The organism is Acinetobacter soli (assembly GCF_018139125.1).
Lineage (GTDB): Bacteria > Pseudomonadota > Gammaproteobacteria > Pseudomonadales > Moraxellaceae > Acinetobacter > Acinetobacter soli.
The window spans coordinates 1,713,377-1,739,329 of sequence record NZ_CP073241.1 but is presented as its reverse complement, the minus strand read 5'-3'; the positions used below and the strand labels follow the sequence as shown (position 1 = coordinate 1,739,329).

Genomic DNA, 25,953 nt, shown 5'->3' with positions numbered 1-25,953 from the left:
ATGCAGTAAGCTTTTTTTATATCTGTATGATCAATTCGGCTTAAACATCAACCCAGCGTGGTGAAGTCTTGATGTGCTCCAAATAGGCACGAATCCGCGTAACATATTGCAAGGCTTGTCTGTAGCGGCCATTGCTGGCCTGATTACGATTTAGGTAGTTGTACAGGTTAAGCCACTGGTTTGGGTTTTTGCCCTGTGCCTGAATGCGCTTTTGAATTTGAGCGACTGCACCTGGCCCCATGTTGTACGCCACCAGAGCGTACCAGTTACGATCTGGATACGGAATCATTTCATACTGCTTGAGCATTTGATCGTAATACTTTGCGCCGCCCTGAATGCTTTGGGTGGGGTCGTTGCGATTACTGACGCCCATCGCCTGCGCTGTATTATTGGTCAGCATCATCAAACCGCGAACACCAGTGGGAGAGACTGAGTTGGGCTTTAAATAAGACTCTTGATAGCCTATGGCTGCCAATAAATGCCAATCCAGATTGTATTGCTCGGCGCTACGTTTAAAGCTTGCCTTATATACCGGAAGTCGGTTACTCAAATCGCGCTGAATAATTTCCCACGATTCAGGCTGCACCACATTGCGGTTATAAAATGACGCCAATTGCTGCATGGTGCCATTTTGTTTACTTTGACACACATAACTGCTCGCAGTCTGTGTCAGTGGATCATCGGCATATTTAAACACCCAGTTGAGCGATGCATTGAGTCCATTTTGCGTCAGTGTACTGTCTGCACCACAGCTGGCCGAAAAAGAAATCAGTTGCTTGGTTTCAATGCTGTGTAAATCTGCGGTGGTCATGGCCAGATTGGCCCGGCCTTCGTTGATCCATTTTAACGCAGTCGCATCATCTTTGACGGTTTTAAACTTGAGCTTAACGTTAAGGCTCTGTGCATAATTTCTTGCCAGATCGTAACCAAAGCCATGAATAAACTCACCGTCTTTAAACACTGTAGTAGGCGATTCGACCGCAACCACAGTGAGGGTATTACTATTAACCACCGTATTATACTGGTGGGCTTTGCTGGCACTAATACTGTGAAACGGAAACACCATTGTACTTAATGCAAGCGCTTTCAAGGGGAGAGAAGAAAATAAAGTGTCTAGGCCAAGCCTCGACCCAGAAGTTGAACTACTGTGCATGTTGTCTCCGCTACAGATAATTTACGCCCTAAAAAATTTTGGCAAAACGAATACACAAAACTTTTTTCAAGTTGGTAAATCCAAAGAGGATGGGCATTCATGACGTCATTCGTGATGACATGGGATTAACAATAACTATGTAGAAAAACTACAAAGTTTAAAAAACAACCAAATAAAAAGTAGGGCGAATAATAATTGCCTAAAAACCTCTTGTCAAATTTTTAGGTCAAAAAATAGTCTCTACGATATGTAAGCCTATGATTTACTAAGGGAAGAAAATTTATACACTGAAGTTGTGGTGCAAAAGAGGAAGCTCTGCAACAGTATGTAACCAAATTGTAAATTGGTAACTGTTATGAATATTATAATTTTACTTAATTTGGTGGTTATTTCAACGCTTGTAAGGCCTGTAAACAAAGACACGAAAGCAAAAATATCCTGTTTATTTTATGTGCAAAATTCATGTTTTTCGACTTACATTTGCAATATTCAGATACGCATTAGCTGTAGGGTATCTGCTCTAATGATCAATCATTTGTACCGTATCGATTAGCCTGATTGATAGCGAATCGAATTGATGTACCATATCTTCCGACCCAATGGGGTTTGTACAGTCACCTCATCATTGATGGATTTACCCAAGCATGCTTTGGCCATGGGAGACTGCAACGAGATATAATCTTTACGGCCATAAATTTCTTCATCCCCCACAATCCGAAATTCAATGGTTTCACCTTCGTCATTTTCAAGCGCTACCCAAGCACCAAAATACGCTTTGCCGTCTTGCTCAGGGCTGTACTCTACTTTATGTGCCACTTCAAAAAGTTTGGTTAAATATCGGATTCTGCGATCAATCTCGCGTAATTTTTTCTTGTTGTAAATATAATCGGCGTTCTCTGACCGATCGCCTAAACTGGCTGCCCAAGACACAATTTTGGTAATTTCAGGACGTTCTTTACGCACCAAATCGTTAAGCTCATTTTGTAAGCGTTGATAACCCTCTGAGGTGAGTAATTTGCGGTTCAAGAGATTACTCCAAATGCATATCAGACTGCTGTGTAAAGCTACTACACTCTGCGCTCTAGATGCAGTACTTTTTTCACATGGGTGCGCACTTATAATTTCATCTGAGCAAAAAATTAATGAAGGTATTAAAAAAGCTGTTTTTTTGTGCTTTATGTGCGAAAAGTGCCCGATTTTGCTCGTAAATGATTCTACTAAATACTCAACATGAGAAAAAATGCCTATATTGTGCTTATTTTGAACATTTAACTGATTTTTATTAAAAATAATTTGCCAAGTGATGTTTTTATTTATATGATAGCCGCCATTGGAAGCGTGGCAGAGCGGTTTAATGCACCGGTCTTGAAAACCGACGAGGGTGTGAGTCCTCCGTGAGTTCGAATCTCACCGCTTCCGCCAAATACAAAAAAGCCCTGAAAAAATCAGGGCTTTTTTATTTTAAGCGTTGATGCTGATGTAGCATAGTCTTTCTAAAATGTAAATCTGGAGTTTCATCACACATTTTAGATTGCCGTTGTGAATTTTGAAATTTCGTTTTGACTGAATCAAAAAAACAAAATATCTTCATCGTGAATCAATCATCGAATGAAAACCAAAAAATAGAGTGTCAACATAAGTTTAATTAAGCCAAATTGGCTTTTCTCCATACTTTTTATACAATTGATTTATAAAATAATAATGAAAATTCTCATTTAACGATAAATCCGCTATGGCCAACAAGATCGCGTCGAAATCATTAAAGACATTAGAGCGGCGTCACCTCATTATCGATAAAACACTGGCATTGATTGCGCAAAAAGGAATAGATGGCGTTTCAATTGCGGAAATTGCCAAAGCCACCAGTTTGGGTCATGGTCAAATCTATCGCTGTTTCCAAGATAAAAATGAAATTTTAAAGCAGGTGATTCAGCAGGTGACGCAAAAACGTCTGATTCTATTTCATTTGGGCAATCATGACATTCATAAAAAAGCTAAAGAAATCAGTACAATTTATCAGAGCGATTTAACTAATGATGAAGTGAGACTGATTTATGAATTAATGAAATTAAACCAGCAACATCCACTCTTTGTGTATGCACAAGAAGCAGATGACAGCTTAACAGAATTTGGTCTACAAATGCTGCGCTTTAAATATCCGCAGGCCACTGAAGCACAGATTGTGGCCTTATCGGAAATGGTGGCGATATTTACAGAAGGAAGTTTACTTCGACGTTTACACGGCTTTTCCAGTCGTGCCGACATTGAGCGACTCGAACAGATGTTTGTGGTATGTTTAAACGCACTGGATGAAATGCTTGATGTGCCTCAGCACTCATCAACTGCTACAACAGGTCATGAATCAAATTTCAGATAATATCCCACCTGATTCTTTTGAGCTTAAGCTGATGTGTCCTGTTGGGTGGTATGCTGGCGTGTTTCAATGGCAAATTTGAGTAAAGATGCGCTGCGGTAAAAACCATGTGCGAACTTTCCAAAAGGCATGGTAATAAAGAAGGTCATGACTGTTGCTAAGTGGAAAATCAGTAAAAGCGCCATGTATGGAGAACTACGAAATGCCATGAGCGCTAAGCCTGAAGCACTGACTAAAATTAAAAGGAAAATAAAGCCTCGATCTACAGGTTTTTGCTCGCGGTCACCATGTAGTGGATGGCGTTTAAGATTTAAATAGAGCAGGCCAGATGGCCCAACCACTAAGCCGATTCCACCCAACGTACCCAAAATAACAGGCAAGCTTAGGTAAGGATAAGGTGCATGGAGGTTAAGGAAATAGTGATATAAAGTCGCTACACCTGTGGCTGCAAAGCAAAGCATAAAGCCATAAAACGTCAGGTGATGGAACACACGACGAATGTGTGTGTAACGGTCATCTTGCTCATTACAGCCTTTGCCATGTCCACCATCTAAATATTTAAGCGTTAACACATTTTGAAAGGCTTGAACCAGATCGGGTTTCTCAACTTTACCGTGAATAACGTTAGATGTTTGTCGCCAAAATTTAACAATTCCAATACCGAGCAAAACAATGGCAACGCTAAAGGTTGCCCCAAACAATAGAGCCAAAAAGTTATGCGGGAAAATCGCATAGAAATTACCTTGATAGCCTGCAAACAGGTCGGTACCTTTGTACCGCACCACAGCGAGCATACATAAAAAGAAAATAAGTGTTAATACCGAAACAAAAGGAATTCCCACAGATTTATAAAGTCGCCCTAAAGGCTGCGGGGTTGCAAACTCTTGGTAAGTTTCTAAACGTACTTGCGCCATCGCTTTAGGAATGTTTACCCCAAACTCGTGTGGCGGGGCATATTGGCAAGCGTGTAAACACGCACCACAGTTATGGCACAGGTTTGCGAGATAATGAATATCGGCTTGATTAAACTCAAGGCGCTTGGTCATGGCGGCAAACACGGCACAAAACGACTCACAGTAACGACAAGCATTACAAATCTGTAGCGCTCTTTGAACTTCCTGCTCATGCTCAGAGAGCTGAACAACTGGAATTAGGGCTTGAGTACTAGCATTCATGTTCAACTCCTTGTAAAAGTGCATAGCGGGCTGCATTTTTTCCGGCAATGCGTCCGAAGGTGGTGCCGATCGACATGCCAACGCCTGCGGTATAACCCTGGCCAAGTACGTTACCTGCCATCATTTCACCTGCCACAAATAAGTTGCGGCTGGCTTTATTGTTAAAACGCACAGCAGCATCGTCTTCGACTTTTAAGCCTAAATAGGTAAAAGTAATGCCGGGTTTGAGCGCATAGGCATAGAAGGGCGGGCGATCGAGCGGAACGGCCCAATGAGTCTTGTTGGGAACAATATTTTGAGTGGTACAATCGTCTAAAACCGTATGGTTAAAGGTGCCTTGTACGCAGGCTTGGTTAAATTCGTCTACGGTATGACATAAGGTTTTTGCATCTAGCCCGATTTTTTCGGCCAGCTCTTGAATACTACTTGCTTTTACTCCCGCAAATACAGGTGGCATAAAGCGACCAATGGCTTTTGAATCAATAATGGAATAGGCGATTTGCTGTGGCTGTTTGGCCACAAGGCGACCCCAAATCGCATAACGTTTTGGCCAGAAGTCTTCGCCTTCATCGTAAAAACGTTTGGCTTTGTTATTAACCACAATTCCCAGTGAAACGCAGTCAATACGAGTGCAGATGCCACCGTCATATAACGGTGCGCGTGCATCTACAGCCACACAGTGCGATTGCGATGGATCACCAATCATATCGGCGCCTTGATCGATCATAAATTTGAGTAAGTTACCTTGATTAAAGCGGGTTCCGCGGATAATGAAATTATCGGCAGGCCATTCACCGTTTTCATTTTGTCCCCATGCTGCCCTTAACCATTCTAAATTTGACTCAAATCCCCCGGCGGCCAATACACAGCTTTTTGCTTGAAACACACGGCCATCTTCTGCAATTGCAGCTTCAAAATGTCCTTGATTTAACTTGAGGTCTTTAATTTTGGTGTTGTATAAAATCTCAATACCAAGTGCTTGCGCACTTCGGTAGTAGGCGTTGATGAGGGCTTTACCACCACCCATAAAAAATGCATTGGTACGCGCAACATGTAAAGCACCTGATAGTGGCGGCTGAAAATTGACACCATGTTTACGCATCCAGTCGCGACATGTTGCCGTGCTACGAATGACCAGACGGGCCAAGTGTTCATTGGTTTTGCCAGCAGTGACTTTAAGTAGGTCTTGCCAATATTCTTCTTCGGGATAGGCATCGACCAGTACATCTTGAGGAGCCTCATGCATGCAACGGAGGTTACGAGTGTGCTGTGAATTACCACCACGCCATTCTTTAGGCGCTGCCTCTAAAACTAGCACAGAAGCACCACTCTCTTTTGCTGTGAGCGCGGCACACAGTGCGGCATTTCCACCCCCAATGACAATCACATCATGCATAGATTTCTTCCTTTTTTAGCTCAGGCTAATGTAGCTTTAAAAGGCAATATGCAGTGAGAGGCTTAGCTTGAATGGGTGTTTAGTAAAAATAAATACAAATGGCTTAAGTGTTTATAAGCTTCGCACCGGGCCAGCGATTTTCTTGAATCAAGTTGGTTACACATGCACGAATCACCACTTTAGTGGCTAAAGTGGCAGGCGAGAGTTCTTCTTCAGACAAACTAATTAAATAGTTAATACGCTCAATGGCAGGTTCAACGACGCGTAGCAAACATAAATCTTGGCGTGAGTTTAATGCGGCACCCGCAGGTTGAATAGTCGCCATTTCGAGTTGGCTGATACTTTCCATCAGCAAATGTAGTCCATCAATCTCATAGGCCACTTTAAGTTGATGAATTTTTTGTTCGAGCAACAAGCGCAGGCCATGTCGTTGGCTCGGTAAAATCAGGGGAAGTGCTTTAAGCTGTGTATGCGTAATGGTTTGCTTGTCGATACAACTTTCAAGGTGATACTGACTCAGCACTTCTTTAGGCGAGATTAAAAACATTTGCTCTTTGATCAAAGGCTGAATAGCCCATTGTGGATCGACATCGTCACGAAAGATGATAGCCACATCGAGCTGCCTTGCATTAACTAAAGCTTTTAAGTCACCCGATAATCCTTCTATTAAACGGACTTTAATGTCGGGGTAACGGTTTCTCATGAGTTTTAAAAAATGTGTGCCAATCACAGCCGCCACACTTGGTGAAAAACCGACGGTCACATGACCACTTAAGCGTGAAGAATGCGCAGAATCTACGGCATGCTCTAGGTGCCTAAGCGCCAGTTGTACTTGTTGAAAAAATGCTAAACCCGCAGGGGTGGGGACTGTACCTAAAGTAGTACGTTGTAAAAGGCGAATAGAAAGCTCGCTTTCTAATTTTGAGATTTGCTGACTTAATGCAGAAGTGCCAATATCGAGATTTTTTGCAGCTTTACCCAAACTTCCAGACTCGATCACGGCAATAAAATACTTTAATTGTTTGAGTTCCACGGCAAATACTACATTGTCCTTTGTTTATTATTCTACACGGGTTTATCGCTTTGCATTTTGTTCTATCAGGCTGCGTAAACCGCCGAAAGAATAAAGGCAACATTCTCTCAAAATGCTGCCTTTTAGAGCTTTTATTGTTTAACCTGCTCAAGACCCTGTTCTTCAATCATTTGTGTCGCTTGAGGCGATTTCACAAATTGAATCAGTTCTTTTGCTGCTTTTACATGTTCAGAGTGTTTACCAATGCCAGCAGCAAATACCGTGACTTTTTGGTAAGGCGCAGGAATCGGGCCGACCAAATCAACTTGACCATATTGGCCAGTAAACGGTTTGATTTCACTAATTTGCTGGAAACCAATATCAAACTGTCCTTCAGCAATACGTTTTGCAACGCGGTCGCCGACGACTTTTTCTGCTTTACTCGAAATTAATTTGTATTCGACCGGTGGAAAGCTTGGAAAAACATTTTTTTCAAGGTGTGTACCACTCGCACTTGCTGAATAGCCAATGTGCTTGGCATTGAGTAAAACTTGTTCAAATTTTGCCGCAGAGCTAATATCTGGCTTTAGTGCACCTTTGGGAACAGCCATGCCAATACTTGAATTGACCAGGGCACGTTGTGAATCTGGATCGACATACCCTTTTTCTGCAAGCTTACTGAGTTCTGGAGCAGCCAGCATCACCACATCAAAACGCTCACCACGATCAAGACGGTTTGGAATTGCAGTGGGCGATGCACCCATAGATGAACCAGAAGACAGATGAACTGTGTGACCAGTTTGTTTTTCAAATAATGGAATGAGTTTTTCCATAGATGAATAAAAACCGCCAGAGCTGATCACTTCGAGCGTGTCTGCATGGGTGAATGTAGAGCCTAAACCTGCACCAGCTAAGCACATACTCAATACAATCGGAGATTTTTTCATAGTAACTCACTTGAAGGACACAAGAACACAGCACGGTTGCAATATGCACGCCGTGCTGTTCATTAAAATTTTCAAATGATGCTGATGTGTTAGACACTCAGTTTTGCCGGTTCAACAACTGCGTCAGGATTGTTCTTTTTAGCACCACGGCATAAATACAGGCTTGAGATCAGGCTACATACGGCAGCAAACATGAGCCAAAAAGCCGGAGTGCTTGGGTTGCCAGTGTGCTCAACCAAGAAGGTGCAGGCCATCGGCGTCATGCCACCAAAAATCGCAGCGGCAAGACTAAATGCCAAAGAAAAGCCAACGGTACGTACGCGTTTTGGCATTACTTCTGCCAGTGTGGCAACCATGGTGCCGTTATACAGACCAAAGAAGAAAGAGAAGTACGCAAGTGCAATGATCAGGTTGGTAAAACTAATGTCACTGACCAACCAGCTTAAAACCGGATAACTGGTAAAAATTGCAACTGTCGTAATACCGACCAGCACAGGACGACGTCCAATTTTGTCGGAAAGCAAGCCACCCATAGGTAACCAGAAGAAATTGGATAACCCTACAAATACAGTCGCTAAAAGGCTATCTGTGATCGACATTTCTAGAGTACGTTTTGCATAGACAGTGGTGTAAACCGTAATGAAATAGAACGTGGTCGTGGTCATGGCACTCATCATCATACCGGCCAGTACAATGCGCCAATTGCTTGCCAATGTGCTAAAAATTTCTTTGGTCGTTGGATGGGTTTTTTGTGCTTTAAAGTCTTCTGTTTCTTCCAGCGTACGACGGAACACAAAAATAAGCGGAATGATCAAACATCCAATTAAAAATGGAATACGCCAGCCCCAGTCACTGACCTGAGCATGACTCAATACGGAATTCAGCCAATAACCTAATAACGCTGCAAATACTACTGCAATTTGCTGGCTACCCGATTGCCAACTGGTAATAAAACCACGGTTTTTGTCTGTGGCAATTTCGGCCAGATAAATCGATACACCACCGGATTCAACACCGGCAGAAAAGCCTTGCAATAATCGTCCGATCACCACCAAGATGGGTGCAATGATGCCGATCGCATCGTAACTTGGAACAAAGGTAATTAAAATAGTACCCAGTGCCATTAAACTTAAAGTGATAATCAGACCTTTACGACGCCCCACGCGGTCGACATAGGCGCCTAGAAAAATCGCCCCCAACGGTCGCATTAAAAAACCTGCCGCGAATACGGTAAAGGTCATCATAAGTGAGACGTATTCATTTTCTGAATGAAAAAACTTGGCTGCAATATAGGTTGCATAAAATCCAAAAAGAAAAAAATCATATTGTTCTAAGAAATTGCCACTGGTGACATTTAGAATTTTTTTAAACGTAGCACTACGTTTAGCAACCTGTTCCATTAAGACCTCCTTGGTCTGAAAAATGGAAACCATCACGTGTCTCTTTTTTATGGCCACATGGTCCGTCTTAGGGTGTCGTATTGATCGTGACACAACGTCATGCAGATATTTTGGTAAGAGAGGGTGATACCGTGTTTCCAGTTCAAACGACTTATCAAAGTTTGATAAAGAACAATTCATTTACCATGTGGCAGAAATGTACGAGGAAAAACAGAAAAGGAGTGAGAGTCTAAAAGTAATTGGGTATTTAAAAAAATTAATGACCCTTTATAAAATGAGTTCGGAGCACGGCCAGATTTGTGCGCGAATTAATTCTTTTACACAGGCTTTAATGGCTGATTTGGCTGCCAGTGCTGCTGGCGAAAGCTCTTCTTCTGCCAGACTGACCAGATAATTAATCCGTTCGATTTCAGGATCAATCACTTTTAAGAGCTGGATCTGGTGCTTGTATTTCTGTAAACAAGCACTTCCTGGCCGGACACTGGCCAGATCCAGATGAATCAGGCTATCCATGAGCAGGTGTAGGCCATCAATCTCATACACCACATTGAGTTGACCAATTTTGTGTTCGAGCAGTTTACGTAAACTGTGGCGCTGTCGGGGGAGGACCAGTGGAATATCCCCAATTTGCTGTGACTGAATAATGCCGGTTTGCAAGCAATCCGACAAACCATGTTTGATCAGCACTTCTTTTCGTGCCATCAGATACATTTGCTCTTTAACCAAGGGCTGAATGGCCCATTGCTTATCAATTTCATGAGTAAAAATAATGGCAATATCAAGCTGGCGCGAATTAATTGACTGAATCAGATTGCCTGACAGCGTTTCGACAATTTCTAGGCGAATATCCGGGTAGCGTTCAGACATTAATTTCATTAAAGGGATGCCAATCAATGCACTGATGGTTGGCGGAAAACCCAAACTCACATGACCAGACAGACGTGCTGAATGCGCTGCATCAATCGCAAAATTAATTTGACGCAAAATTAATTGAGAGTGTTTTAAAAAAGCAAGACCCGCGGGGGTTGGGGTCACACCAAATGCATTACGTTGTAATAAACGAATGCTGAGCTCTTGTTCTAGCTTGGTAATTTGCTGACTAATGGCAGAAGCACCGACATCTAACTTTTGAGCGGCTTTACCAATACTGCCTGCCTCAACCACGGTTGAAAAATATTTAATTTGTTTGATTTCCATACGCAGCGTTTCGCTCATGATCCATGCAAATACTGGACTAATACTGCCATTTTGGCAGCCAGTTATACCGCATCATAGCAGGATTAAAAAACGCAACAAGCCACAGATTCTTCATTTGACCTATTCACAACTGCGCCGTGGTGTGCTTATGATCAAAAATATATTTCATGACTTTTCACGTATCTGGTTTTAAGAGTATTCAGGAGATCGTTGCAACATGCACATTTCACATTTAGATCATTTGGTTCTAACCGTGCAAGATATCGAAGCCACATGTGAGTTTTATGCGCGCGTGATGGGTTTTGAAGTTATTGTATTTGGAGACAATCGTAAGGCGCTTAAATTTGGTCAGCAAAAGATCAATTTACATCAGGCTGGAAAAGAGTTTGAGCCTAAAGCTGAGCATCCAACCAAAGGCTCAGCCGATTTATGTTTTATTACTCTAACGCCGCTTGAACAGGTGATTGCGCACTTAAATGCCGAGCAAATTGCAATTTGCGAAGGGCCTGTGAATCGTACTGGAGCTGTAGGCAGTATTCGCTCGGTCTACATACGCGATCCAGATCTAAATCTGATTGAAATTTCAAACTATACCGATTGAGACCTTAAATTTACACCGTGTCGGGTTGAGTGTGATTCTGCGAGAATAACTCGTCCTGAATCCAGTTTAAAAACATCTCGATTTTGGGAATAAATTGGTGCGTGCGCGGATAAACCAGATGATGTGCCGAAACTGGAATGGAGAATGAATCGGGAAAAACACGCACTAATTTGCCCGAATCCAGATAATTTTGAGTGAGTAAGTTACTTTCCAGCACGAATCCCAAGCCGTGTGTCGCCGCTTCAAGCGACATATAAGAGCGGTCAAAACTAAAGGTATAAGGAAATTCAGGAATACTCAAACCCTGATGGGCAAACCACTGCGGCCAAGTCACCAATGTCGAGCGTGACAAAATCAGCTCCTTTTTAAGCAAATCTTTGGGTTCGTATACTGGGCTTCTCGTCAAAAGTTTGGGTGAGGCCAGTACCTCAAGCTGTTCATTCCGAATGGTTCTGATTTCGACCCCCGTCCAGTTCGGTAAACCATGCCGAATATCGATATCAATTTTATCTCGGGTAAAGTGCAGGTTTTCGTACGAGCACGACAGATTTACCTGTAGCATCGGAAATTTTTCTTTAAACGCCTCAAGCCGTGGCAACAACCACAGCAAACCAAAGCTCGGCGATGAGTGAATGTACAGACTGTCTTTAGGGCTTTTATCTGCCGCTTTTTCTGTGGCAAGCATCAGATTGTGCAAAATGGTGGTCACTTCGTGAAAGTAGCGTTCTCCAGACGGGGTCAGCGTGACACCGCGTGCGCCGCGAATAAACAGGCTTTGTCCAATCATGTCTTCTAGTTTGGCAATCTGATGACTCACTGCCGAAGGCGTTAAATTTAGATTGTCTGCTGCTTTGGCCACATTACCTAGCCGTGCTGTTTGCTCAAAAGCCTGAAGGGTTTTGATGGACGGAATCTGATTAAAATTGTTTTCACGGCTATCCATAGTTCTGTCCGGTTTTTGAGTTTTATTTTGCTTTGATTATCTTTAGGCGTGAATTTTTTTCATGCCTTGCTGAATTCTATCGTATTGCTGCCTGCACTGAAAAGAGCGAATCTAGCGCAAAAGCACACAAATAGAGTTAAACGAAGAGGATTGAGCATGTTACTACAAGGAAAAGTGGCATTAATTACTGGTGCAGCATCTGCACGAGGTATTGGGCGTGCAACAGCAGAAATTTTTGCACAGCAAGGCGCCACAGTGGTGGTGGTCGATTTAGATCTTGAACAAAGCCAGCACGCTGCGCAGGCACTGGGCGAAGGTCATCTTGGGCTTGCGGCAAACGTGGCCAATGAAGAGCAGGCCAAAGCGGCAGTCGATGCGGCAATTCAGCATTTTGGAAAAATCGATATTTTGGTGAATAATGCCGGAATTACTCAGCCCATCAAAACACTCGATATTCAACGTAATGATTACGATCGCGTGCTCGATGTGAGTTTACGCGGCACATTAATCATGTCTCAAGCGGTTATCCCATCCATGAAAGCCAGTGGAGGCGGGAGTATTGTATGCCTGTCATCGGTATCGGCACAACGTGGCGGCGGTATTTTTGGCGGACCACATTACAGTGCAGCCAAAGCAGGCGTGCTGGGGTTGGCCAAAGCGATGGCGCGCGAGTTTGGTGCAGATAATATTCGCGTTAATTCACTTACGCCCGGACTCATCCAAACCGATATCACGGGTGGACTCATGAATGATGATCGTCGCCATGATATTTTGTCCGGAATTCCACTAGGCCGTTTAGGTAAAGCGCAAGATGTGGCCAATGCTGCGCTATTTTTAGCCAGCGATTTGTCGGCCTATCTCACGGGTGTGACATTAGATGTCAATGGCGGGATGCTCATTCACTAATGGTTTAAACCAAAAATTAAAATAGAGTAACGGCCACACGAGGATAGCGTGGCCACATATACAGGGACTCAAGTAATGGATACGGTTTATTTTCAAGAATCGGATGCAGTGCGTAAATCTGCGTATCGAAAAATTGCGTTTCGGCTGATGCCATTTTTAATGTTGTGTTATTTCTGTGCTTACCTCGATCGCGTTAATGTCGGTTTTGCCAAGCTGCAAATGATGAACGATTTGCAATTTAGTGAAGCGGTATACGGTTTAGGTGCAGGAATCTTTTTTCTCGGTTATTTTTTATGTGAAGTGCCCAGCAATATCGTTTTACATAAAGTCGGTGCACGCCGCTGGATTGCCCGCATCATGATTACATGGGGTATTTTGTCGGGTTGTTTTGCCTTTGTACAAACAGAATGGCAGTTTTATACCTTGCGCTTTCTACTGGGCGTAGCAGAAGCCGGACTAGCACCGGGATTACTCCTTTATCTCACGTACTGGTTTCCATCGTACCGACGTGCCCGCATGACCGTACTTTGGTTTATCGCCATTCCGATCTCGGGCATGATTGGCGGTCCGATCTCGGGCTTGATTATGGACCAGATGAACAATGTGCGCGGTTGGCATGGCTGGCAGTGGATGTTTGTACTCGAAGCCATTCCCACGGTTGTGGTTGGGCTTCTGGTTTTGGCAATACTTAAAGACTCGGTCAATGATGCCAACTGGTTAACAGACGACGAAAAAAGTCTGGTTAAAAAAGAAATTGCCGAAGATAACCAGCACAAAGAAGGCCACGGCAGCATCAAAGATTTTATTCGTGACCGTCGATTATGGTTGCTGGCGGGTATTTATTTCTGCGTGGTGATGGGACAGTACGCCATTACCTTCTGGCTACCCACACTCATTCGTAACTCCGGAATCAGCGATAACTGGCATATCGGATTACTCACCAGCTTACCGTATATGTGTGCCATTTTTGTAATGCTCATGGCGGGCCGCAGTGGTGACCATTTTAGAGAACGCCGTTGGCATTTAATCATACCGATGTGTGCAGGTGCGGCAGCCTTGACACTGGCCACTCTGTTTGTCTCTAACCTAACCGTTTCATTGATTTTCCTCTGTATCGCGGCTTCAGGTGTACTGACTGCATCATCATTGTTCTGGATGTTGCCTACCAACTTTTTAGGTGGCGTATCTGCCGCAGCTGGTATTGCAGCAGTCAACAGTTTTGCCAATCTTGCCGGATTTTGCTCACCGTATTTGATCGGTTGGGTAACGACCAATACGGGATCCAATGCCATCGGCATGTTCATTATAACCGCGGTTCTGTTGTTCGGTGCGACCTTAGTGTCTCGTGTTCCAGCAAAACTGGTCAATCGTTAAAAAGGAAAGAAAATGACAATGTTAAATATCGATCGCGCTGGGCAAATTGCCGAACTTCATCAACGCGCCTATAACATTCGCCAGCACGCATTGCGTATGGGGCAGGTACAAGGGCAAGGATACGTAGGGCAGGCACTGGGTGCAGCCGATTTACTTGCTGTGGCATATTTTCATGCCATGAAGTATCAACCTGAAAGTCCAGAATGGGAAGGTCGTGACCGTTTTTATCTTTCGATTGGTCACTATGCAATTGCACTTTATGCCGCGCTGATCGAGGCCAAAATTGTGCCTCTCGACGAGCTGGAAAGCTATGGAGCCGATGACAGCCGTTTACCAATGTCAGGCATGGCCTCTTATACGCCCGGTATGGAAATTACCGGTGGCTCGCTCGGACACGGTTTGGGCATTGCAGTGGGTGCTTGCTTGGCACTCAAGCAAAAAAAATCCGATGCTTTTGTGTATAACCTGCTTTCCGATGGTGAATTAAACGAAGGCTCAACTTGGGAAGCGGTGATGTCGGCTTCACACTGGAAACTCGACAACCTAATTGCAATTATTGATGTCAATAATCAGCAAGCTGACGGCCACTCAAGTGAAATTCTGGCATTCGAGCCGATTGTAGATCGATGGGAAGCCTTTGGCTGGTTTACCCAGCGTGTTGATGGCAATGATGTACCTGCCTTGCTCAATGCGTTTGATCAAGCCAAACAGCATACCGGACAGCGCCCACGAGTAATTATTTGTGACACCAAAATGGGCAAAGGCGTATCGTTTCTGGAAAGCCGTGAAAAAACTCACTTTATTCGTGTCGATGAACACGAGTGGGATCAAGCATTAAATATTTTGACGCATTATGGTCAATAAGGAGCATTTCTGATGAGCCAGTTAACACATCCGCCAAAGAAAAAACTTACTACCTCAGCCATGATTGCTTCAATTGCTGCGGAAGGACAACCTACCAAGCCAGCGCCATTTGGTCATGCCCTTAATGCACTCGCAAAAGAGCGCGACGATATTGTCGGATTATCGGCCGATTTATCGAAATACACCGATCTGCACATTTTTGCCAAAGAAAATCCCGATAAATTTTTTCAGATGGGTATGGCTGAACAACTCTTAATGAGTGCAGCCGCAGGTATGGCACGTGAAGGCTTTGTTCCTTTTGCAACCACCTATGCGGTGTTTGCATCGCGCCGTGCTTACGACTTTATCTGTATGGCGATTGCAGAAGATAATTTAAACGTCAAGATTGTCGCGGCTCTACCGGGCCTGACCACAGGTTACGGACCTAGCCATCAGGCTACCGACGATATCGCGATTTTTCGCGCAATGCCGAACTTGATGGTGATCGATCCATGCGATGCGCTGGAAATCGAGCAGGCCATTCCTCAGATTGCAGCGCATAAAGGGCCGGTTTATATGCGGTTATTGCGTGGTCAAGTACCTTTAGTACTCGATAAATACAACTATGAGTTTAAGCTCGGCAAGGCCCAAGTGATTAAGCCCGGCAAAGATTTGTTAATCATCTCTACAGGCTTACTGACCATGCGTGCCCTTGAAGCAGCCGAAGCTTTGGCGCAAGAAGGGATAGACGTGGCAGTGCTGCACGTACCAACCATCAAGCCACTCGATGAAGACACCATTTTGCAGGAAGTGGCTCAAGGTGGATGTCCGGTACTAACCGCAGAAAATCATTCGCTGGTGGGTGGGCTTGGAGAAGCAGTAGGTGCTTTGCTGCTTAAACATGGTCAGCATCCGCGGTTTGATATGATTGGGCTGCCAGATGCCTTTTTAGATGCAGGTGCGCTACCCACCTTGCATGACCGCTATGGTATTTCGACCGAAGCAGTGAAAGACAAAATCAAGGCACATTTGGCGAAGTAATGACTCTACACGTGTTTAAGCACGCCCCAAAGCCACGCTCAATTGAGGATTAATTATCGAAAAACACGACAGCATTTATTTCAAAACAAGTTAAAAAAGTACAGCCCCACCTATAAGAAGTCTTTTAGGCGGGGCTGTTTTTTAAGATGCCACTAAGCTCATGGCATATACACCTCTACATGTATAGGCTTAGAAAAGTAATCAAATCCGCCAAACTGTTTACACTTTGAGAACTTCGACTTAAGTCTAAAAGATAATTCGATATTCAGTTTATTTGAATAAATTAATTATTTTCAATGAATTAATAGTTTTAATGCTAAAAAAGTAAACGTGTGAGTTTTTTATATTGTCGACAATGTGATTGCAATTTGCGTTATCTGTGCGTATTTTAACAACAGCATCGTCGTAATTGTTGACATCATCATGACCGAACTTCTTGAGCCAGCCGCGCGCGCAAGTACACAAGAAACCCTGACCGATCAGATTTTTAAAAAAATTCAATCGGCGATTGTCAGTGGTGAAATCGCAGCGGGCAGTAAAATTTCGGAGCCAGAATTGGCACGTGTTTATGGCATCAGCCGCGGGCCGTTGCGAGAAGCCATTCATCGGCTAGAAGGACAAAAACTGGTCGAGCGCACCGCACACGTAGGCGCGCGGGTGGTATCGCTGTCACATCAGCAATTGCGAGAACTCTATCAGATTCGTGAAAACCTAGAAGGTCTGGCTTGCCGACTAGCCGCGCAAAGCATCGACAAACAGCAAATCTTAAATTTGCGTGACGTATTGCATCTGCACGCGCAAGATCCCGATTTTAAAGAAGGTAAGGGCTACTATTTACAAGAAGGCCAAGACGATTTTCATTACTGCATTATTAAAAATTGTGGCAACAAAACCTTGGAAAAAATGCTCTGCGATGAACTCTATCATTTAATTCGAATGTATCGGGTGCAGTATTCCAAAACCCCGAATCGTCCGCACAGAGCACTATCTGAACATTTACATATTTTAAACGCGATTGCCGAAGGCGATGCTGAACTGGCAGAACTTCTGATGCGCCGGCATATCGCAGCATCGTATCGCAACATCGAACAACATTTTATTTAATTGACAGGGAGAGAGCAGCACATGTCTACAGTCTCAGCAGGACAGAAATTTAGAGATGCAGTCGCCAGTGAACGTCCATTACAGGTGGTGGGTGCCATCAATGCCAACCACGCCTTATTGGCCAAACGCGCAGGTTATAAAGCCATTTATTTGTCGGGTGGTGGCGTTGCGGCGGGTTCGCTTGGTTTACCCGATTTAGGTATTAGTAATTTAGACGATGTATTGATCGATGTGCGCCGTATTACGGATGTATGCGATTTGCCTTTGCTGGTCGATGCCGACACAGGCTTTGGCGCTTCAGCATTTAATATCGCTCGTACCACCAAATCGCTAATTAAATTTGGTGCTGCCGCCATGCACATTGAAGATCAGGTCGGTGCCAAGCGTTGTGGTCATCGTCCAAATAAAGCGATTGTGAGCCAAGAAGAAATGGTCGACCGGATTAAAGCGGCGGTCGATGCACGGACCGATGAAAATTTTGTGATTATGGCACGTACCGATGCATTGGCTGTCGATGGTTTACAGGCTGCGATTGATCGCGCAGGTGCGTATATCGAAGCCGGTGCAGACATGCTATTTCCAGAAGCCATTACCGAGCTTGCAATGTATAAGCAATTTGCACAGGCGACTGGTGCACCCATTTTGGCCAATATTACCGAGTTTGGTTCTACGCCACTATTTACCACCGATGAACTGGCCTCTGCCGATGTCAGCCTTGCGTTGTATCCGCTTTCTGCATTTCGTGCCATGAACAAGGCAGCCGAAACAGTTTATGAAACCTTGCGTAAAGAAGGCACACAAAAGAATGTGGTCGACATCATGCAAACGCGTAAAGAGCTGTATGAGCGCATTAACTACTATGCATTTGAAGACTATTTAGATAACGCATTTGCGAAAAAGAAATGAACAAGCCCGCTTTGAAAAGAAGCGAAAACGATAGTCTTGACTATCGTGAGGGCGGCATGGATGCAGCTACATTGGACGGCCTTGCACTGCTTTTAAAGCGATTAAAGCTCTGATGAGGCGCAAGGCGAAGTGGTTAATCTCGAAATAAGAAGTGAAAATGGTACGACTCCATCGTGCCTAATAAATAAATTCAGATCGATAGGAAAGGACAATCTTATGAGCTCAAATGAAACAACAACAGGCTTTAAACCAAAAAAATCAGTTGCCTTAAGTGGACAAGTGGCAGGCAACACCGCGCTCTGTACCGTCGGCCGTAGCGGTAACGACTTGCATTATCGTGGCTATGACATTTTAGATCTCGCTGTAGGCAGCCAGTTTGAAGAAGTGGCACACTTGCTGGTTCATGGCAAATTACCAAATCAAGCTGAGCTTAAAGCGTATAAAGCCAAATTAAAGGCACTTCGGGGCTTACCGGCAGCACTCAAAACAGCACTTGAACAGCTTCCGCCGTCTGCTCACCCCATGGATGTGATGCGTACGGGCGTGTCGGTATTGGGTTGTTTAACCCCAGAACACGAAGACCATAACGAAGCCGGCGCAAAAGACATTGCCGATAAACTTATGGCCAGCCTCGGTTCGATGCTGCTGTACTGGTATCACTTTAGTAATAATGGGCGCCGTATTGAGGTCGAAACCGACGACGACTCAATCGCAGCGCATTTCCTGCACTTGTTGCATGGCGAAAAACCATCTGAAGAATGGATTCAGGCCATGCACACCTCACTCATTTTGTATGCAGAGCACGAGTTTAATGCATCTACCTTTACCTCACGCGTAGTCGCCGGTACAGGTTCAGATATGTACTCGGCCATTACCGGTGGAATTGGCGCACTACGTGGCCCTAAACACGGCGGTGCCAATGAAGTGGCCTTTGTGATTCAGCAACGTTATGACAATGCAGACGAAGCTGAGGCAGACATTCGAAGCCGTGTAGAGAAGAAAGAAGTGGTGATCGGATTTGGTCATCCGGTCTATACCGTATCCGACCCGCGTAATGAAGTGATTAAAAAAGTGGCCTACGATTTGGCACAGTCACAGCAAAACACCAAGATGTATTTGATCGCGGAGCGTTTGGAAGCCGTGATGAAAGAAGTGAAGAATATGTTTCCTAACCTCGACTGGTTTAGCGCGGTAAGTTACCACCTGATGGGTGTGCCAACGGCCATGTTTACACCATTGTTCGTGATTGCACGTACCGCAGGCTGGTCGGCGCACGTGATCGAGCAGCGTCAAGACGGTAAGATTATTCGTCCAAGTGCAAACTATACCGGCCCAGAAAATCTCGAATTTAAACCGTTGGCGGAGCGTGGCTAATGTCAAATCCATATCGTAAACCGTTGCCCAATGCTGCACTTGGCGATACCCCGCTTGACTATTACGACGTGCGTCAGGCTGTTGAAGATATTCAGCTAGGTGCTTACCAGACATTGCCTTATACCTCAAAAGTGCTGGCCGAGCAGTTGGTTCGTAAAGCAGATCCTGCGCATCTGACCGATTATTTAAAGCAGTTGATCGAACGTCGTCAGGATCTAGATTTTCCTTGGTATCCGGCGCGTGTGGTCTGTCATGATATTTTAGGCCAAACCGCACTGGTTGACCTTGCGGGCCTGCGTGATGCCATTGCAGATAAAGGTGGCGATCCGTCTAAAGTGAATCCAGTGGTGCCGACGCAACTGATTGTCGACCATTCGCTTGCGGTCGAATATGGCGGATTCGATCCCGATGCCTTTGAGAAAAACCGCGCGATTGAAGACCGTCGTAACGAAGACCGTTTTCATTTTATCGAATGGACCAAAACGGCATTTAAAAATGTCGATGTCATTCCTGCCGGAAACGGCATCATGCACCAGATCAATCTGGAAAAAATGTCGCCAGTAGTTCAGGCACGTGATGGTGTAGCTTATCCAGATACCTGTGTCGGCACCGATTCACATACTCCGCATACCGATGCATTGGGTGTTATTTCGATAGGTGTTGGTGGCTTAGAAGCAGAGAACGTGATGCTGGGCCGTGCTTCTTGGATGCGTTTGCCCGATATCATTGGCGTCGAGCTGGTCGGGCAGCGTCAGGCCGGCATTACCGCGACCGATATCGTACTGGCTTTAACTGAATTTTTACGAAAAGAACGCGTGGTCGGGGCATATCTGGAGTTTTTTGGCGAGGGAGCCGACAGCATGTCGGTGGGTGACCGTGCCACCATTTCAAACATGACACCAGAATATGGCGCCACCGCAGCCATGTTTTATATCGATCAGAACATCATCGACTATTTGCGTCTGACAGGCCGTGAAGATGCTCAAGTGGCATTGGTTGAGCAATATGCTAAAGAAATCGGTCTTTGGGCATCTGAAATGACTCAAGCCGAGTACCCGCGCGTACTTCGTTTTGATTTATCTACTGTTACACGCAACATTGCAGGCCCATCTAATCCGCATGCCCGTGTTTCAACCGCCGACTTGGCAGCAAAAGGCATTGCAGGCAACTTAGATGCAGCCAAAGCACAAGAAGCAGAAGGCTTGATGCCAGATGGCGCCGTCATCATTGCGGCGATTACCTCTTGTACCAATACCTCAAACCCACGTAATACCGTGGCCGCAGGGCTACTCGCACGTAAGGCCAACGAGTTAGGTTTAGTTCGTAAGCCTTGGGTAAAATCTTCTTTTGCACCGGGGTCAAAAGCGGCAGCGCTTTACCTAGAAGAAGCGGGCGTACTCAAAGACTTAGAACAACTCGGTTTTGGTATTGTGGCCTATGCCTGTACCACTTGTAATGGGATGTCTGGCGCGCTTGATCCGGCCATTCAGCAAGAAATTATCGATCGCGATTTGTACGCAACGGCTGTACTTTCGGGCAACCGTAACTTCGACGGGCGTATTCATCCATATGCAAAACAGGCCTTTTTGGCATCTCCACCGCTCGTGGTGGCGTATGCGATTGCCGGCACCATTCGTTTTGATATCGAAAAAGATGCACTCGGCACCGATCAAAACGGTAACGCCATTTACCTTAAAGACATCTGGCCATCCGATGCCGAAATAGATGCACTGGTCAAAGAAGCGGTGAAGCCTGAACAGTTCCGTAAAGTGTATATTCCTATGTTTGATCTGGGTGAGGTTGAACAAGCCGAAAGCCCACTGTACAACTGGCGCCCACAAAGTACCTATATTCGCCGTCCGCCATATTGGGAAGGCGCGCTGGCTGCACCACGCACTTTGACCAATATGCGTCCGCTGGCAATCTTGGGTGATAACATCACCACCGACCATTTATCACCTTCAAATGCGATTATGATGGATTCGGCAGCAGGTGAATACTTGCATAAAATGGGCGTACCAGAAGAAGACTTCAACTCATACGCAACCCACCGTGGCGACCATTTAACTGCACAACGTGCCACTTTTGCTAACCCGAAATTGTTTAATGAAATGGTAGTACGCTCCGACGGTACCATTAAGCAGGGTTCAAAAGCGCGTGTCGAGCCAGAAGGCGAAGTGATGCGGATGTGGGAAGCCATTGAAACCTACATGAACCGTAAGCAACCGTTGATCATTATTGCGGGTGCAGATTATGGTCAAGGTTCAAGCCGTGACTGGGCTGCAAAAGGTGTACGCCTTGCAGGTGTAGAAGCGATTGTGGCCGAAGGGTTTGAGCGTATTCACCGCACTAACCTTGTAGGTATGGGCGTATTACCGCTTGAGTTTAAAGCAGGTGTGAACCGTAAAACCTTAAAACTCGATGGTACTGAGCTATATAGCGTGATTGGGAATATTGCACCGCGTTCGACGCTAACTTTAGTGATTGAGCGTGCTACAGCGGATGGTAAGGAAGAGATTCTGGAAGTGCCTGTAACGTGCCGTTTAGATACCGAAGAAGAAGTATCTGTATATGAAGCGGGTGGAGTGTTACAACGTTTTGCGCAAGACTTTTTAGAAGGCCAAGTGGCTTGATATTTATCAATTTATAACTATTGATATTAGATAATAAGCCCCTATTTATTAAATTAAAAAGGGGCTTATTATTTGGTCTCAGAGTGTTAAAATTATTGAGCCAATATGGTGTTTATTCATGCTGGAATAAAAAGGGGTACTACTAAATATGGATTTAAATAATTTTAAAAGAGCATTAGTGGCTTCAGTTTCAGATGTGGAATTTATTTCTGAGCAGAAAAATAAATTAGGAGATAAAAAATTTCAAGAAAAAATGTATTCAACATTTAAAAAATATATAGATAATGAAAAAATAATTTTTTTTGCAATCCATGGAAACACACATACTTGGGAAATTTCTGTACTTTGGGAGTTAGAGGATGAAGTTTGGTTTCAAGAAGCTTTCGATTTTTTGATGTCCGCTTTAAATAAGGCCCTTAAGAATAATAGAGATCAAGGATTAAGATATCTTGAAAAAGAATCCCCTAAATTTTTTCGTGCTTTAGAAACTTGGCATGAAAATTTTTATTTATCTGATTTTGAAAAAATCAAAGATAAAAAACATAAAGTAAGGGCATTGTTTAGAATGTTAGGAGATAGTATAGAAAGTACACATAAGCCTTTAATCGAATTTATATATGGATTGATATCGATTGATAATATTTTTTTTAAAAATTCGAAGTCATTTGGTAGTAAGGTAAATGATTTTATACATAATGAAAAACTTAAAATAGTTTATAAAGAGAAATTATTACATGTACCATTAAGCCAATGGAGGAATATTGCACAACATTCATCATATATTTATGACGCAAACAAAAAAAATATTAAATGTCTATATGGTAACAACAATGAAAAAGAAATAAATATATCTATTGATGATCTTTATCAAATACTTTCACATTTAAATATAGTTCAGGCTTTACATAAGATTGCTATAGAATTTTTATTTTTAGAATATCTTGAGGATATTGATTGGGGAGAGAAAGACGTAAATATCGAAACTTTATGTTCACAAATCGGCCATGCTTTAGCCTTATCTAGTTATAAAATAAAGGAAATAAAAAAACATAAAAAATCATTTGTTATCAATGTTATTGACTTAAACTGTGAAGGTATTTTAAATTTCAAAAAAATCATTTTTGAGCAATCAAGTATTTTAATGATGATGAAAGACATGGGTTACATAGTACAAATCCACTTGTTTGATATTGATGGAAATAAATTAACTGAATTTAGGGAAGTTATAGTTCTCCCAACCTCTCGATAACTCTACATAATTGGGAGTTCATAGTGTCATTAAAAAAAGAAAATCCTTATAAAGTTGAAGAAAATCAATTTCAAGATGAAACCATTAAAATAGAAAAGCTGTTTAAATTACTTTCTGAAATGCCTCCCGACTTCTGCTTTGAAGAAAGAAAAGATGAACCACCTCGTGAACGCGAAGATTTGTAATTTATTAAAAGCAGAAGAAAATATTTGAGGTTTATATGTCCAAAAAATCCCCGAACAAAAAGCCGAAGAAGAACGTCGCTATGTTTTGACAAGTTATGCTGCCAATTCAGAAGAACTTGAACCATTTTTAACTGACCCGAATCAAGCAATCCGTGTCACAGCTACCATGAATCCCGATGCAGACGCAGAAATACTCGATCGTTTTACCAATGACAAATTTGTGGGTGTACGCATCGAAGATGTAGGGCATCCCAACGTTAGTGATGCGACTTTAAGAAGATTACTTGAGTCAAAAGTCAGTAAACGAGGTGTCGTCCATCATGCAGCGTATGAAAAACTGTTAGAACGTGGAATAGTTTTTGGCAAAGATGGAATGACTTTATACGATTTTAATAAATAGGACCAATCTTCAAAATGGTAATCACAAATCGTTGTATTGGATTCAATGAACGAAGAATAAATAAACAGATCAAAACATGATGAATTTTAAGCAAAACCATTTCTTGTAAAAATGAAATCATTAATTTACAAAAAATAGTCAGTAGGCAAGGGTCACATTTCGTCTATACTTTGTTCACCATTTATAAAATCTATGGAAAACAAATATAGTTACTACTGGCGAAAAACCTGAAACTGGCTTCTATTTTTGAGTTCAATGCGGGCATCACACCTATTTAGAAATTGTTACTGATCGTTTATCTCTGTATACCAAATGCCTTGGCAAGCAATTTAGCATTAAGCTTAGCTAAGCCGCATAATAGCAAACAGCTATCCAATATTTTGAAAAATTCCTGTCAATCGACGGGATTTTTTACCGAAAACATTAAACCACGATTCAAATAAGCAAAAAAAAAAGCCCAACATCCTGTTGGGCTTTTTTCGTATTTCGCTACTAGGTATAACTCCTGTCGTACCTCACATCCTGATGCTTAAACTTATTGTTGTTGTTTTATGTTTTGGAACGTCCTGTTCCTGTATGACTTTAGAATAGACCTGTACCACTGGGCTGCCAATCCGCAAAATCCCTAAAACAATGTACGTCAAAACGTACACAACTGCACTTCGCTATTAAATCATGACCGTTTGTCAGAAAGGTCAATATATAATCAAGAGTATCACGCTATAGTATATATACCATTTCTAAAATATATGGAGAACAAAAATGGTTACAGCTGGCGAAAAACCTGGAACAGGCTTCTATTTTTGTGTCCAATGCGGACATCGCGTTTACTTAGAAATTGGTACAGATCGACTACCTCCGTGTACCAAATGCCTTGGCAAGCAATTTAGCAGTAAGCTTGCCTAAGCCGCATAATACAAAACAGCTATCCGCTATTTTGAAAAATCCCCGTCAACCGACGGGATTTTTTTATTGATAATACTCAGCCATCATTCAAATAAGCAAAAAAAAGCCCAACATCCTGTTGGGCTTTTTTCGTATTTCGTTACTAGGTATAACTCCTGTCGTACCTCACGTCCTGATGCTTAAACTTATTGTTGTTGTTTTATGTTTTGGAACGTCCTGTTCCTGTATGACTTTAGAATAGACCTGTACCATTGGGCTGCCAATCCGCAAAATCCTTAAAACTTTGTACGCCAAAGCCTACAAAATTTTATTTCACAATGGGCTTTTGGCTTAAAAGAATCGTTTAGTACGTTTGGGTTTGGTCGAGGCAATACTTTTACTGGTTTGCACAATTACTTTTATGCCACCTTCAACAAATTCGTATTTAGACAGCTTGAAATGTAGGTTTTCATTTAAAAAAGTCCACATTGCCATGATAGAAGGAAGTTGTATGGTCATTTCAGTTTTCATGAGTGTACTGTTCTTATTTATGATGTTGCCAATTTAGCATTGCTCAAAATATTTCAATAGTACAAAGCTGTTATACAAATAATGCACTCGCGCAACAAAACGTTGATTTTTCTTTCTATTTGTAATTTTATTTTAACCTAAGATATCAGTAGCATAGTGATAAGGTGACGTTTTTTAAATAGTAATATCGGTATGAAATTTAATCTATTAACAGTACTGTTCTCCCACACTCACCGAACGTGAACAAAGACTCACGTACTGTATAAAATCTACACATTAAACCCTCACCAGAAATGATCATTCAGCTTTAGATTGATAGACCAA

At 43.1% G+C, this 25,953-nt stretch carries 24 protein-coding genes and 1 tRNA gene; 15 read left to right on the top strand and 10 right to left on the bottom strand.

The features are described 5' to 3' along the window. Positions 1–40: 40 nt before the first annotated feature. Both KCV09_RS07965 and greB read right to left on the bottom strand, forming a co-directional pair. Positions 41–1,153 carry an MltF family protein gene (locus tag KCV09_RS07965; protein WP_004948882.1) on the bottom strand — a complete coding sequence of 371 codons (1,113 nt, stop codon included), beginning with the start codon at positions 1,151–1,153 and terminating at the stop codon, positions 41–43. A 549-nt stretch (positions 1,154–1,702) separates the two neighbouring features. After that, a complete protein-coding gene (greB, locus tag KCV09_RS07960) occupies positions 1,703–2,179 on the bottom strand; it encodes a transcription elongation factor GreB (protein WP_004939704.1) in 477 nt (158 codons plus the stop codon). A 306-nt stretch (positions 2,180–2,485) separates the two neighbouring features. Here greB and KCV09_RS07955 point away from each other — a divergent pair. Together KCV09_RS07955 and KCV09_RS07950 are read left to right on the top strand one after the other, a co-directional pair. Further along, positions 2,486–2,575, top strand: a tRNA-Ser gene (locus KCV09_RS07955). Positions 2,576–2,885: 310 nt separating this feature from the next. Further along, entirely contained in the window at positions 2,886–3,530 is a 645-nt protein-coding gene (locus KCV09_RS07950; RefSeq protein WP_212515010.1) for a TetR/AcrR family transcriptional regulator, read from the top strand. Between the two features lie 23 nt (positions 3,531–3,553). Here the strand turns inward: KCV09_RS07950 and tcuB are convergent, their stop codons facing one another. The 6 genes from tcuB to KCV09_RS07920 form a co-directional block, all read right to left on the bottom strand. Beyond that, complete coding sequence (gene tcuB / locus KCV09_RS07945; protein WP_212515009.1) at positions 3,554–4,702, bottom strand: tricarballylate utilization 4Fe-4S protein TcuB; 1,149 nt, start codon at positions 4,700–4,702, stop codon at positions 3,554–3,556. Then, positions 4,692–6,098: an FAD-dependent tricarballylate dehydrogenase TcuA gene (tcuA, locus tag KCV09_RS07940; protein WP_212515008.1), complete on the bottom strand. Its 1,407-nt coding sequence runs from the start codon at positions 6,096–6,098 to the stop codon at positions 4,692–4,694. Before tcuA ends, tcuB begins: the two co-directional genes overlap by 11 nt. A 103-nt stretch (positions 6,099–6,201) precedes the next feature. Next, a complete protein-coding gene (locus KCV09_RS07935) occupies positions 6,202–7,131 on the bottom strand; it encodes a LysR family transcriptional regulator (RefSeq protein WP_212515007.1) in 930 nt (309 codons plus the stop codon). A gap of 131 nt (positions 7,132–7,262) precedes the next feature. Next, positions 7,263–8,057 carry a substrate-binding domain-containing protein gene (locus KCV09_RS07930; protein ID WP_212515006.1) on the bottom strand — a complete coding sequence of 265 codons (795 nt, stop codon included), beginning with the start codon at positions 8,055–8,057 and terminating at the stop codon, positions 7,263–7,265. A gap of 89 nt (positions 8,058–8,146) precedes the next feature. Beyond that, on the bottom strand, positions 8,147–9,457 hold the full coding sequence (tcuC, locus tag KCV09_RS07925) for an MFS transporter (protein ID WP_212515005.1): 1,311 nt from the start codon (positions 9,455–9,457) through the stop codon (positions 8,147–8,149). Positions 9,458–9,724: 267 nt separating this feature from the next. Continuing rightward, complete coding sequence (locus KCV09_RS07920; protein WP_039910099.1) at positions 9,725–10,654, bottom strand: LysR family transcriptional regulator; 930 nt, start codon at positions 10,652–10,654, stop codon at positions 9,725–9,727. A 217-nt stretch (positions 10,655–10,871) separates the two neighbouring features. Here KCV09_RS07920 and KCV09_RS07915 point away from each other — a divergent pair, with 217 nt between their 5' ends. After that, entirely contained in the window at positions 10,872–11,255 is a 384-nt protein-coding gene (locus KCV09_RS07915; RefSeq protein ID WP_119690453.1) for a VOC family protein, read from the top strand. Between the two features lie 10 nt (positions 11,256–11,265). Here the strand turns inward: KCV09_RS07915 and KCV09_RS07910 are convergent, their stop codons facing one another. After that, on the bottom strand, positions 11,266–12,168 hold the full coding sequence (locus tag KCV09_RS07910; protein ID WP_212515762.1) for a LysR substrate-binding domain-containing protein: 903 nt from the start codon (positions 12,166–12,168) through the stop codon (positions 11,266–11,268). A 186-nt stretch (positions 12,169–12,354) separates the two neighbouring features. On the opposite strand from KCV09_RS07910, the gene KCV09_RS07905 reads away from it, so the two are divergent. The 12 genes from KCV09_RS07905 (at position 12,355) to KCV09_RS07850 (ending at position 25,119) form a co-directional block, all read left to right on the top strand. After that, positions 12,355–13,104 (top strand): SDR family NAD(P)-dependent oxidoreductase, encoded by a 750-nt coding sequence (locus tag KCV09_RS07905; RefSeq protein WP_212515004.1) that lies wholly within the window; start codon positions 12,355–12,357, stop codon positions 13,102–13,104. 75 nt (positions 13,105–13,179) lie between these two features. Further along, positions 13,180–14,478, top strand: a complete 1,299-nt coding sequence (locus KCV09_RS07900; protein ID WP_212515003.1) for an MFS transporter — start codon at positions 13,180–13,182, stop codon at positions 14,476–14,478. A gap of 18 nt (positions 14,479–14,496) precedes the next feature. After that, positions 14,497–15,342 (top strand): transketolase, encoded by an 846-nt coding sequence (locus KCV09_RS07895; RefSeq protein WP_119690468.1) that lies wholly within the window; start codon positions 14,497–14,499, stop codon positions 15,340–15,342. Positions 15,343–15,354: 12 nt separating this feature from the next. Further along, entirely contained in the window at positions 15,355–16,362 is a 1,008-nt protein-coding gene (locus tag KCV09_RS07890) for a transketolase family protein (protein ID WP_212515002.1), read from the top strand. Positions 16,363–16,785: 423 nt separating this feature from the next. Continuing rightward, positions 16,786–17,466 carry a GntR family transcriptional regulator gene (locus tag KCV09_RS07885; protein WP_004948854.1) on the top strand — a complete coding sequence of 227 codons (681 nt, stop codon included), beginning with the start codon at positions 16,786–16,788 and terminating at the stop codon, positions 17,464–17,466. Positions 17,467–17,487: 21 nt separating this feature from the next. After that, entirely contained in the window at positions 17,488–18,372 is an 885-nt protein-coding gene (prpB, locus tag KCV09_RS07880) for a methylisocitrate lyase (protein WP_004929161.1), read from the top strand. A 216-nt stretch (positions 18,373–18,588) separates the two neighbouring features. Next, a complete protein-coding gene (gene prpC / locus KCV09_RS07875) occupies positions 18,589–19,746 on the top strand; it encodes a bifunctional 2-methylcitrate synthase/citrate synthase (protein WP_004929159.1) in 1,158 nt (385 codons plus the stop codon). After that, complete coding sequence (gene acnD, locus KCV09_RS07870) at positions 19,746–22,379, top strand: Fe/S-dependent 2-methylisocitrate dehydratase AcnD (RefSeq protein ID WP_212515001.1); 2,634 nt, start codon at positions 19,746–19,748, stop codon at positions 22,377–22,379. Before prpC ends, acnD begins: the two co-directional genes overlap by 1 nt. A gap of 148 nt (positions 22,380–22,527) precedes the next feature. Further along, positions 22,528–23,628 carry a hypothetical protein gene (locus KCV09_RS07865; RefSeq protein WP_212515000.1) on the top strand — a complete coding sequence of 367 codons (1,101 nt, stop codon included), beginning with the start codon at positions 22,528–22,530 and terminating at the stop codon, positions 23,626–23,628. Positions 23,629–23,651: 23 nt separating this feature from the next. Then, positions 23,652–23,813, top strand: a complete 162-nt coding sequence (locus KCV09_RS07860; RefSeq protein WP_162893984.1) for a hypothetical protein — start codon at positions 23,652–23,654, stop codon at positions 23,811–23,813. Positions 23,814–23,898: 85 nt separating this feature from the next. Continuing rightward, the gene (locus tag KCV09_RS07855; RefSeq protein WP_228301551.1) at positions 23,899–24,213 is read left to right on the top strand and encodes a hypothetical protein; all 315 of its coding nucleotides are present in this window, start codon (positions 23,899–23,901) and stop codon (positions 24,211–24,213) included. A gap of 762 nt (positions 24,214–24,975) precedes the next feature. Continuing rightward, the gene (locus KCV09_RS07850; protein ID WP_004939665.1) at positions 24,976–25,119 is read left to right on the top strand and encodes a zinc ribbon-containing protein; all 144 of its coding nucleotides are present in this window, start codon (positions 24,976–24,978) and stop codon (positions 25,117–25,119) included. Positions 25,120–25,449: 330 nt separating this feature from the next. On the opposite strand, the gene KCV09_RS07845 is transcribed toward KCV09_RS07850, so the two are convergent. After that, on the bottom strand, positions 25,450–25,617 hold the full coding sequence (locus tag KCV09_RS07845) for a hypothetical protein (protein WP_228127985.1): 168 nt from the start codon (positions 25,615–25,617) through the stop codon (positions 25,450–25,452). Positions 25,618–25,953: the final 336 nt, after the last annotated feature.